9 protein-coding genes are annotated in these 10,619 nt (G+C 66.6%); 5 read left to right on the top strand and 4 right to left on the bottom strand.

Annotation, left to right across the window (positions count from 1 at the left end; genetic code table 11):
• Positions 1 to 1,491: 1,491 nt before the first annotated feature.
• The gene (locus tag CBM2586_RS29200; RefSeq protein ID WP_010811149.1) at positions 1,492 to 1,695 is read right to left on the bottom strand and encodes a cold-shock protein; all 204 of its coding nucleotides are present in this window, start codon (positions 1,693 to 1,695) and stop codon (positions 1,492 to 1,494) included.
• Positions 1,696 to 2,121: 426 nt separating this feature from the next.
• Here CBM2586_RS29200 and CBM2586_RS29195 point away from each other — a divergent pair, with 426 nt between their 5' ends.
• The 3 genes from CBM2586_RS29195 to CBM2586_RS29185 all read left to right on the top strand — a co-directional run bounded on the left by CBM2586_RS29195 (position 2,122) and on the right by CBM2586_RS29185 (position 6,140).
• A complete protein-coding gene (locus tag CBM2586_RS29195) occupies positions 2,122 to 3,486 on the top strand; it encodes an NCS2 family permease (RefSeq protein WP_115665870.1) in 1,365 nt (454 codons plus the stop codon).
• A gap of 690 nt (positions 3,487 to 4,176) precedes the next feature.
• Positions 4,177 to 4,647, top strand: a complete 471-nt coding sequence (locus CBM2586_RS29190) for a hypothetical protein (RefSeq protein WP_115691333.1) — start codon at positions 4,177 to 4,179, stop codon at positions 4,645 to 4,647.
• A gap of 125 nt (positions 4,648 to 4,772) precedes the next feature.
• Positions 4,773 to 6,140 carry a sigma-54 dependent transcriptional regulator gene (locus CBM2586_RS29185; RefSeq protein ID WP_115665872.1) on the top strand — a complete coding sequence of 456 codons (1,368 nt, stop codon included), beginning with the start codon at positions 4,773 to 4,775 and terminating at the stop codon, positions 6,138 to 6,140.
• A gap of 142 nt (positions 6,141 to 6,282) precedes the next feature.
• Here CBM2586_RS29185 and CBM2586_RS29180 read toward each other — a convergent pair whose 3' ends face one another.
• From CBM2586_RS29180 to CBM2586_RS29170, 3 genes are all read right to left on the bottom strand, one after another.
• Positions 6,283 to 6,690 carry a hypothetical protein gene (locus tag CBM2586_RS29180; protein WP_240987947.1) on the bottom strand — a complete coding sequence of 136 codons (408 nt, stop codon included), beginning with the start codon at positions 6,688 to 6,690 and terminating at the stop codon, positions 6,283 to 6,285.
• A 99-nt stretch (positions 6,691 to 6,789) separates the two neighbouring features.
• Positions 6,790 to 7,011 carry a hypothetical protein gene (locus CBM2586_RS29175; RefSeq protein ID WP_231942660.1) on the bottom strand — a complete coding sequence of 74 codons (222 nt, stop codon included), beginning with the start codon at positions 7,009 to 7,011 and terminating at the stop codon, positions 6,790 to 6,792.
• A gap of 428 nt (positions 7,012 to 7,439) precedes the next feature.
• Positions 7,440 to 7,637 carry a hypothetical protein gene (locus CBM2586_RS29170; RefSeq protein ID WP_231942661.1) on the bottom strand — a complete coding sequence of 66 codons (198 nt, stop codon included), beginning with the start codon at positions 7,635 to 7,637 and terminating at the stop codon, positions 7,440 to 7,442.
• A 204-nt stretch (positions 7,638 to 7,841) separates the two neighbouring features.
• On the opposite strand from CBM2586_RS29170, the gene CBM2586_RS29165 reads away from it, so the two are divergent.
• Both CBM2586_RS29165 and CBM2586_RS29160 read left to right on the top strand, forming a co-directional pair.
• Positions 7,842 to 8,810 carry a YihY/virulence factor BrkB family protein gene (locus CBM2586_RS29165; RefSeq protein WP_231942662.1) on the top strand — a complete coding sequence of 323 codons (969 nt, stop codon included), beginning with the start codon at positions 7,842 to 7,844 and terminating at the stop codon, positions 8,808 to 8,810.
• A 188-nt stretch (positions 8,811 to 8,998) separates the two neighbouring features.
• Positions 8,999 to 10,600 (top strand): peptide chain release factor 3, encoded by a 1,602-nt coding sequence (locus CBM2586_RS29160; RefSeq protein WP_115665876.1) that lies wholly within the window; start codon positions 8,999 to 9,001, stop codon positions 10,598 to 10,600.
• The last annotated feature ends 19 nt before the right edge of the window (positions 10,601 to 10,619 follow it).

The following is a 10,619-nucleotide window of genomic DNA, read 5'->3' as shown; positions in this document are numbered from 1 at the left end:
CGGGGTTGTTGCCAGCCGGAAGGATCTAATGGCTGGTCGCATGGTGGCGGACGGTGGGCAACCCGCCAGGGTTGTCCACCGTCCGCCAGCCATCAGCTACCAGTAAACGATACCGATACGGGTTAACTACTTGTAAACCGTATACGTGAAGCCAAGCCCGTTGATTCGTAAGGGGAAATCATCGCCCGGCGAACCCGATTCTGCGGCCATCCGTACCCGATTCAGCGAAGGGCCGAACCCGTATCTGCGACCACCCGAACCTGTATCTGCGGCCGGCGCGAACCGGATTCTGCGGGGATAACCGCCGTCCCCCACAGGCTTCTCCACAGGCAAGACCCGGCAAAGCGTACCCGATTCTGCGAGGCCGTTGCCTGTGAGGCGTGTCGGAGCGCTGGTTCCTGGCCGAAAACGGTGGATAACTGCCGCGACAGGCGGTTATCCACGCAGAAACAAGTTCGTCCCAGCGTACGCAGCTGGCGCGCGGGACCGGGTCGCGTACCCATTTCTGCGAAAAGCTCCGCCAAAGCGTACCCGATTCTGCGTCAGCCTTGGATCGGCCGCGGCTGACTGGGCAGCGTACCTGTTTCTGCGGCGTACCCATTTCTGCGACCGGGCCTGGCGCGCGGATTTCGCCCGTGAGCGTACCTGTTTCTGCGTGCCCGGATGATCAGGCGAGCTCGCGGGGAGTACCCGTTTCTGCGTCAGTTCCGACCGTGGCATCGGCGGACCTTTCACCAAGTTTCCATTATATACCGCCATTAGCTTAAAAGCAAGTGCTTACACTCAACGTATACGTGATGAGATAACGCTCAGCTGCAGCGTACCCATTTCTGCGATCCTGGCGAGATGAGCCTTGTCGTCCCCGACTTGCCTCATGGCGATGTTTCGTCGATGCGTACCCGATTCTGCGAACGCGCGTGCCGGTCGATCGCCCCAAAGCCGTACCCGATTCTGCGCACGTACGGCACGAGCAGGCAGAAGAGGAGGGCTTCCGCGTCGCAACATGGTGCGTACCCGTTTCTGCGCTGGCTGTCGCAGGCCAGGGATGTGGATAGATCGCAGCCTGCACGGCCCGCGCGAGCGCTAACGAGCCGCAAAAAATTTTCGACGCGTACCCGTTTCTGCGTTGTCGAGCTAGGCGCGGAGCGCGGCGCGGGGCCTATGCGTACCCGTTTCTGCGTGGCAATTTGTCCAAACCCAGGTGAGCCCGGGGGATGATGCGTACCCGATTCTGCGAGCGCCGGCCAAGGGCCAGGTCGACACGCGGCGCAATATTGCGTACCCGTTTCTGCGAGTCGGGTGGCCGCGGCGACGAGCGGCTTCCGCTCAGGCGAGGAGCGCGCGGAGACGAAAAAGGGGCGGGGAGGGAGGAGGAATAGAGCAGGGAACCTGCGTCGCGCCGTGAAGCCGCGCCAGAAAACAAAAAACCCCGCCGTGGCGGGGTTTTTACGCTGTGCGGCGCACACCAGGTGCGCCGGGGCGGGTCAACGCTTACAGCGGGGTGATGTTCGCGGCCTGCAGGCCCTTCGGGCCATTCTTGACTTCGAACTGCACGCGCTGGTTTTCCTGCAGCGACTTGAAGCCGTCGGCGCGGATTTCCGAGAAGTGAGCGAAGAGGTCGTCACCACCTGCGTCCGGCTTGATGAAGCCGAAGCCCTTGGCGTCGTTGAACCACTTGACGATACCGGTTTGCATGATTTGCTTTCCAGAAAAAGGACAAAAAAGATCGCATGACGAGCACGTCATCCGACACGGGGAACTCAAGGAAAGGACACCATGGACAACCGAAGTACCAGACGGTGGCTAACGAATGAACTGTTGCCTCGTCGCTTGAATCTAGCCGCGTTTATACGGGGGATTGCCGCCAGCGTCAAGATGGGGAGGGCCCCATGGCCCTGCTAGCCGCGAGCGGGCCGGGACTGGCCCGCCCCGTGCGCATCATGGGATCATCACGCCTTTTGCATGTTGCTTATTCGTGCCCGCCGTGACGGCGCCGGGCCGCGCGGTACAGAGTACGCCTGCCGGTCGGGCATGCGCAGCCGCAGGCCCGGCCCGATCGGCAGCGCTACTGGCCCACGGGTTCCAGTTGCCGCGGACACGATAAGACACAGGAGACCATTTATGTCGATGCCGGATCCCGCTTCCAAGCCGGGCACATCCACCCCTGCAGCGTCCCACGCCGCGCCGTCGCTGCTCGAGCGGCTGTTCAGGCTGCGCGAGCACCATACCGATGTCCGTACCGAGATCCTGGCCGGCATCACCACGTTCCTGACGATGGCGTACATCATCTTCGTCAATCCCTCGATCCTCGGCGACGCGGGCATGCCCAAGGACGCGGTGTTCGTCGCCACCTGCGTGGCCGCGGCGATCGGCACGCTGATCATGGGCTTCTACGCCAACTATCCGATCGCGATGGCGCCCGGCATGGGCCTGAACGCATACTTTGCGTACACCGTGGTCAAGGGCATGGGCTTCCCGTGGGAAGCGGCGCTGGGCGCGGTCTTTATCTCCGGCTGCCTGTTCCTGCTGGTAACGCTGTTCCGCGTGCGCGAGATGATCGTCAATGGCATCCCGCATTCGATTCGCGTGGCGATCACCGCGGGCATCGGCCTGTTCCTGGCCATCGTTGCGCTGAAGAACGCCGGCATCGTCACCGCGAGCCCGGCCACGCTGGTGACCCTCGGAGACCTGCACCAGCCTGCGGCGGTGCTCGCGATCGTCGGCTTCTTCGTGATCGTGGCGCTGGACCACCTGCGCGTGAAGGGTGCCATCCTGATCGGGATCCTGCTCACCACGCTGCTGAGTTTCGCCTTTGCCGGCAACACCTTCCAAGGTGTCTTTTCCGCGCCGCCGTCGCTGAGCCCGACGCTGTTCAAGCTCGATATCTCCGCGGCCCTGTCGATCGGCATCATCAACGTGGTGCTGGTGTTCTTCCTGGTGGAGCTGTTCGATGCGACCGGCACGCTGATGGGCGTGGCCAATCGCGCGGGCCTGCTCAAGGCCGGCAAGATGGACCGTCTCAACAAGGCGCTGATGGCCGACAGCACCGCCATCATGGCGGGCTCGTTCCTGGGCACGTCGTCCACCACCGCGTATATCGAAAGCGCCTCGGGCGTGCAGGCGGGCGGACGTACCGGCCTGACCGCGGTGACGGTGGCCGTGCTGTTTCTCGCGGCACTGTTTATCGCGCCGCTTGCAGGAACGGTGCCCGCCTATGCCACCGCGCCGGCGCTGCTGTACGTGTCTTGCCTGATGTTGCGCGAACTGCTGGAAATCGACTGGAACGACGTCACCGAGGTGGTGCCCGCGGTGATGACGGCGCTGGGCATGCCCTTCACTTATTCCGTCGCCAACGGCGTGGCGTTCGGCTTTATCAGCTATGCGGCACTCAAGCTGCTGACCGGGCGCGCACGCAGCGTGCCGGTGATGGTGTGGATCATTGCCGCCGTGTTCATCTTCAAGTTCTATTACCTCCCGGGCCACTGACCGGCCCGCGCGGGCTCAGGACAAGTCTCGCTGGCAGGGCGGCCCCAGGGCCGCCCTTTTTATCGCGGTGATGGCGCGCAGCGCAGTCCGCGCGATGCTGTTGCGTACCCGTTTCTGCGCGCGTCCGATGCTGCGCGGCCGGGGAAGCGTACCCGATTCTGCGTGCCGGCCGGGGCTGCCGATACATGGCTATCCATGAGCGATCCACGGTCGCAGCGGGCGCCGTGTCCCTGCCGCGGTAGGGTGTCGGAGCGTACCCGTTTCTGCGTAGTATGTTCGAGCCAATGCACGCTCGAGCGCGCTGCGGCGTGCCGCTGCCTGCGCTCTCGCGTGTGTGCGCGAGGGCTCATACCAATGGATGAGATTGGCTGTAAGTCACCCACACGGGGCTGGACAAACCGCCGCAAATGCACTGAACTATAGGCGTGGCAAAGAGGGGCGCGGCAAGCGCCCCTTCTTGACTCCGGTGTATGCGGCAGGGTGCCGGAGCCACGAGCGGAAGCGCGTCGACGCAATGCGCCAGGACGGCAGCGCCTTCGCGACAGAGACCGTCAATATCAATGACGGCGCCGTCCACAATCCGGGAGCGTGCGGACAACATGCGCGCCACGCAGACAAGAAAATTCCAAAACCGAAAAGTGGTAAACGTAGACGTGCAGTGCCGGGGGATGTTGTTCAACGGGGATAATCATGACCGCAGGAGAGATCCGGCGACCCGTCATCGGGCCTGTCAGGGAGTCCAGTAACCGATCCATCCGATCTATGCATCCAGCCTGGGCTGCCGTGGGGGAAGCCGCAGGCGAAGTGCCCGCCAAACGGGCCGTGAGCGAGGCGGCCACCGCGGATGTTGCCGCGCTGCTTGCCGAAGACAGCGAACTCAGCGACAGCGCCCGTGCGGCGGTGTCCAACCTGCTGCGCCGCCATCGGCTGCTCGAAGGGGAACTGGCGCGCCAGCGCACGCTGCTGCAGGAATGGATCCTGAGCCAGCTGACCTACAAGGCGCTCTACTACCAATACTCCGGCCAGTCGCCCCAGGCGCCGCGCGTGGAATTGATGCGCGAGAAGGAGGCCGTACGGCGGCGTCTCCGCGAGCAACTCCAGCCGGGCACGGATTACCTCGCCGCGCCTGACGAATCCGCCCGCAGTCTGTCCAGCTCGTGACACCGACGTCGACCGCGGGCCCCTGCCCGCAGCCAGTTCTGCCCCACCGTCCGCCACGGACGCGCGCCGCTGCGGCGGCCACGGGTGCCGGCACCAAGAACAAGCCTAACGTCCGGGAGATCGTGATGGACCGACTGTGCAAGGCGTCACGCACTGCACAGCTCGTGGTCGTGTCGCGTCATGAAGATTTTGGTTTTGACCCTGCCGTGATCGGCACGGAATGGGAAATCCGCCGCGTCGCGCAGGTTCGCGACGCCGAGCGCGCGGTGCGCGCCTGCCCGCCCACGGCCGGCGTGATCGACCTGCAGTCCGACTACAGCGAGGCCGAGTTCGCACAGTTGGAACAGGCGCTGCAGTACCTGCATATCACGTGGGTGGCGATTACCTCCGATGCGATGCTGGCGGACGAGCGCGTACGGCGGATGATCCGCGACTATTGCACCGACTACGTGCGTCTGCCGTTCTCGATGCCGGAGCTGCTGTACACGCTGCGGCATGCGCGCGGCATGGCGTCGCTGCACGGCACCCGTCCGCAGGAAAGCGCGTCGCGCGGCACCATGATCGGCGAATGCGTGGCGATGCGAGCGATGTTCCGCTCGCTCGCCAAGGTCGCGCACAATGAAGCGCCGGTGTTTATCTCGGGCGAATCCGGCACCGGCAAGGAGCTGGCGGCGCAGGCGATCCACGATGCCTCGAGCCGGCGCAAGGGCCCGTTCATTGCCATCAACTGCGGCGCCATTCCCTCGCACCTGGTGCAGTCAGAGCTGTTCGGCTATGAAAAGGGCGCGTTTACCGGGGCCAACCAGCGCAAGATCGGCTGGATCGAACAGGCCGAGGGCGGCACGCTGTTTCTCGACGAAATCGGCGACCTGCCGCTGGAAAGCCAGGTGGCGCTGCTGCGCTTCCTGCAGCAGGGCACGATCACGCGGCTGGGCGGCCACCAGTCGATCCCGCTGAACCTGCGCATCATCTCGGCCACGCACGTCGACCTGGTCGCGGCGCAGGCCGACGGGCGCTTCCGTTCGGACCTGTTCCACCGGCTGTGCGTGCTGACGCTGTCCATCCCGGCGCTGCGCGAGCGCGGCGAGGACATCCTGCTGCTGGCCAATGCGGTGCTGGCCCAGCACGGCCACGAGGCACACCGGCGCATCCGCGGGTTCTCCGCGTGCGCAACGCAGGCAATGATGCAATACGCCTGGCCGGGCAATGTGCGCGAACTGATCAACCGCGTGCGCCGCGCCATCGTGATGACCGACAACCGCAAGATCACCGCCGAAGACCTGCAGCTGCACAACGGCGCCGAACTGCCGCGCAAGACCCTCGATGCGATCCGCGAAGAGGCCGAGCGCGAAGCGATCCGCACCGTGATGGCCAGCCACGGCTTTCACGTGGTGCCGGCCGCGCGCGAGCTCAACGTGTCACGCGTGACCCTGTACCGGCTCATGCACAAGCACAATATCCGTGTGGAGAGCCAGGCCTCGGCGGGCGAATAAGGGCAGCAGCGTCAGTCACGCGTCCCGGTCACCGGCATGCCCGGTACCACCACCGGGACCACGCCGGGTCGGGCGCCAGCGGGAAAGGGGAACCGGCGACGTCCGCTCGCCGGTTCCGCCTTTCCCCGTGCCGGCCGGCACGTCAGCGCACCACCCGCGGGGGCCTTGGGGCCCACTTCCCGTCCGCGAACCCGCCCGCGAACCCGCCGCCGGCCTGCGCGGGCGCGGTGGCGAGGTTCATGCTGATCTTGCCGCGCGCCCGCCGCGGCGGCTCGCAGCCATCCTGCGAAGGCCACGGCACGAGGTCGCGGCGGCGCTCGCCGTCGCGTGCGTGCCGCGTGGGCGGCGCCAGCGCTTCACCGCCCGTCGTGTCCGGATCCAGCCGCAGTTCTCCCCAGGCCCAGCCGAAGCCGCGCACATAGACATCATGACTGACCGCGGCGTGACTGTTCGGGTCGTTCGCGTCCGGACGGTCGAACCACGCGTAGCTGGCCGCCGCCGCGCTGCCCGAGCCGATCGCCAGCGCCGTGGCGAGCATTGCAGCTTTCATGGTCGGCATCTCCCTGTGGAAAAAAAGTGTCCGCCGGGGGACGGAACACTAATCGGCGCGGTCACGCTGGCTCTCGTGCCCGCTTGTTATGTCAGTCCGTCATGCGCGCCGCTTGCCCGCGTGGCGGCGGCAGGCCGGACTCGCCTGCGCCAGTCTGCGGATCGCCACGCAAGCCATGCCGTGCGCGCTGCGCGCAACTTGCACCCGGGCGCGCGGATAGGGCAGCAGCGGCGCCGACACCAGGTCCATCTCTGACGGCGGTGGGCCGGCCAGGCGGTATGCGCGCCGGCGCGCCGTCATGCGTGAAGGCGGGTGACGCATGTGGTGATCTCCAGCGCGCTACGACGGTTGTACGGAACTGGCGCAGGCATGCACCGTGCACCTTGGTCAAGCCAGAGCGACAAGTGTGCCAAGGGCCGCAAAGGCTTGTGCCACGCGGCTTTGCGAGACGGTTCGCAGGGCTTGGCGGTCACTGTGCAGTGGCGCCGGACCAATCGGTTGCGTCACTGCAACGCGCTGCGCCAGCGGCGTGGCGGCGCAGGCATGGCGCCGGCGTCCGCGGGCCGGCGCTGGCCGGCGCTTTGCCGTGCGCCCGAGGCGTGCGCCACAGCCTCGCAACCCGTTGCACGATTGAAACCGGCCTTATATCAGTCATGCACGGGAGTAACCGCGGTGCATCGCGCCGACCCGGGGCAGCGGTGGGTGTCCACGCAGAAACGGGTACGGCATGGAGTGCGGCCCGGGCGGCGTCAGCGGGGTTGGCCCGAGGTGCCAGAGGGATTGGCGGGGCCGGACGGTGTCGCAGCGGGGGCTGCCGCGGGCATGGCGCCCGATGCGGTGCCGGAGATGGGCTTGGGGCCGGGCTGGCTGCGCTCGCAGCCGGCGCAGCCCAGCGCGGCGATGATTGCCAGCACGGCCGCCAGGCGTGCGCGGAGGTTGCAGGTCACGGGTGCCTCCTTGCGCCGGCGCGCGGGCAAGGGATGCGCCGGCAGGTATGCCTGGTCTTACTGTAGCAGGTCGCCTGCGGGGCGCCGCGCCGGGCCCGCCTTGGGCAAGCGGCGCAATGCGCAGTATGATGAACGCAGCGCCCGCCGCGCGGGCGGGCGCAATCCATCCGCGGTCCCCGCGCCGGATCGCGCCAGCACCAGGCCGTGACTGACAAAACCGAACCTTCCTCCTCGCCTGCCGCCGAAGGCGTGCCGCCGCCGCGCCGGCACCGCCCGCACTGGCTGCCGGACCGCCACACCGGTGCGCGCACGCTGCGCGTCGTGGGCGCCGCCATCACCTCGTGGTTCGCGCACCGCGCCGCCAGCAAGGGCGCGGCGCTGTCTTTCTACATGCTGTTCTCGCTGGCGCCGATCCTGGTGCTGGTGATCTCGATCGCCGGCCTGTTCTTCGGCGCCGAGGCGGCGCGCGGCGAGATCTTCGCGCAGCTTGAAGGGCTGGTCGGCGACCGGGGTGCCGCCGCCATCGAGGGCATTCTGGCCGCGACGCACCGCGCCGGCGGCAGCGGCATGGCCGCGCTGATCGCGACCGGCATCCTGTTCGTCGGCGCCACCAGCGCCTTTGCCGAGCTCAAAAGCAGCCTGGACGACATCTGGCACGTGCCGGTGCCCGACACTGCCGGCTGGCGCCAGTTGCTGCGCACGCGCCTGCTGTCGTTCAGCCTGGTGCTGGTGCTGGCGTTCATGCTGCTGGTGTCGCTGATCGTCAATGCGGCGCTGGCGGTGGTCGAGCGCATCTGGGGCCAGTTGTGGACGCAGTCGTGGTTTGCGCCGGTGGCCGAAGCGATCTCCTCGCTGTTCTCGTTCGCGGTGGTGACGGCGCTGTTCGCGGTGATCTTCAAGATGCTGCCCAATGCGCGCATCGCCTGGCGCGACGTCACCATGGGCGCGGTCATCACGGCGCTGCTGTTCTCGATCGGCAAGCGCCTGATCGGCCTGTACCTGGGCAACAGCGCGGTGGCCTCATCCTACGGCGCAGCCGGGTCGGTGGTGGCGCTGATGCTGTGGGTCTATTACTCGGCACAGATCTTTTTCTTCGGCGCCGAACTGACGCGCCAGTACGCGCTCCAGTTCGGCAGCCTGCGCGGCAAGGCTGCGGACCAGCTGGCCGAATAGAGGCAGCGCCGCGACAGGGAAGGGCCGGGACAGCACAAATCCCGTAGCGGCGCCCAAACCGGTAAAATACCGCCCCATTCCCTTCGCGTGCCCGCTGGGCCCAGCCCTGCGGCCGCCCGCGGCGCTGCCGGTCCTGGTTCCGGCTACCGCCGGGCCATCCCAATATTTCCCAGTCTGATTCCGCTGCCGTGAGCTCGCTCGTTCCTGAAATTGCGCGTCGACGCACCTTCGCCATCATCTCCCACCCCGACGCGGGCAAGACCACCCTGACCGAAAAGCTGCTGTGGTTCGGCGGCGCGATCCAGGTCGCGGGCGAAGTGCGCGCGCGCAAGGCCGACCGCCATGCCACCTCGGACTGGATGGAGCTGGAAAAGCAGCGCGGCATTTCGGTGACGTCGTCGGTGATGCAGTTCCCGTACCGCCGCGACAGCGCGGACGGCAAGGCGCAGGAGAACATCGTCAACCTGCTCGACACCCCGGGCCACGAGGACTTCTCCGAAGACACCTACCGCACGCTGACAGCGGTGGACTCGGCGGTGATGGTGATCGACTCGGTCAACGGCGTGGAAGCGCAGACGATCAAGCTGCTGAACGTCTGCCGGCTGCGCGACACCCCGATCCTGACCTTCATCAACAAGCTCGACCGCGAGGGCCGCTCGCCGATCGAACTGCTCGATGAAATCGAGGACGTGCTGCAGATCCAGTGCGCGCCGATGACCTGGCCGATCGGCATGGGCAAGGCCTTCCGCGGCGTGTATCACCTGATCGACGACAAGGTGCAGCTGTTCGACCCGCACGGCGACAAGGGCACCTCCGCGATCCTGGACGGCCTGGACAATCCGGAACTGGACCGCATCCTCGGCAGCCAGGCCGAAGAGCTGCGCATCGAGATCGAGCTGGTGCGCGGGGCCTCGCACACCTTCGACAAAGAGGCCTTTCTCAACGGCAAGCAGACGCCCGTGTACTTCGGCTCGGCCATCAACAACTTCGGCGTGCAGTCGCTGCTGGATGCGCTGTGCGAGCTGTCGCCGCCGCCGCTGGCGCGCAATACGGATTCGCGCGTGGTCGAGCCGCAGGAGCCGAAGTTCACCGGTTTCGTGTTCAAGATCCAGGCCAATATGGATCCGCGCCACCGCGACCGCATTGCCTTCGTGCGCGTGTGCTCGGGCCGCTTCGAGCGTGGCATGAAGCTGCTGCATGTGTCGGCGGGCAAGACCGTGGCGATCAACAACGCCATCACCTTCATGGCGCAGGACCGCAACACCACCGAAGAGGCCTACGCCGGCGACATCATCGGCGTGCCCAACCACGGCACCATCCGCCTGGGCGATGTCTTCACCGAGGGCGAGCCGCTCAAGTTCACCGGCATCCCGTCGTTCGCGCCGGAATTCTTCCGCCGCGCGCGCCTGAACAACCCGCTCAAGGTCAAGCAGCTGCAGAAGGGCCTGCAGCAGCTGGCGGAAGAGGGCGCCACGCAGATGTTCCGCCCGCTGGCCTCCAACGACCTGGTGCTGGGTGCCGTGGGTATCCTGCAGTTCGACGTGGTGGCGCACCGGCTGGAGCATGAGTATGGCGTCGACGCCATCTTCGAATCGCACGAATGCGCCACCGCGCGCTGGCTCAAGGGCACGCCGGCGGAGATCGAGAAGCTGATCGCCAAGGCCGGGCATAACGTGGCGCTGGACGGCGCCGGCGACCATGTCTACCTGGCGCCGAGCATGGTCAACCTGCGGCTGACGCAGGAACGGTTCCCGGAGCTGCAGTTCCTGGAGACGCGCGAGATCGTCTGATCATCGCGCTCGTGCAAGC

The organism is Cupriavidus taiwanensis (assembly GCF_900250115.1).
GTDB classification, from domain to species: Bacteria; Pseudomonadota; Gammaproteobacteria; order Burkholderiales; family Burkholderiaceae; genus Cupriavidus; species Cupriavidus taiwanensis_B.
The sequence above is the reverse complement of the archived record's forward strand: the minus strand, read 5'-3'. Positions and strand labels throughout refer to the sequence as shown.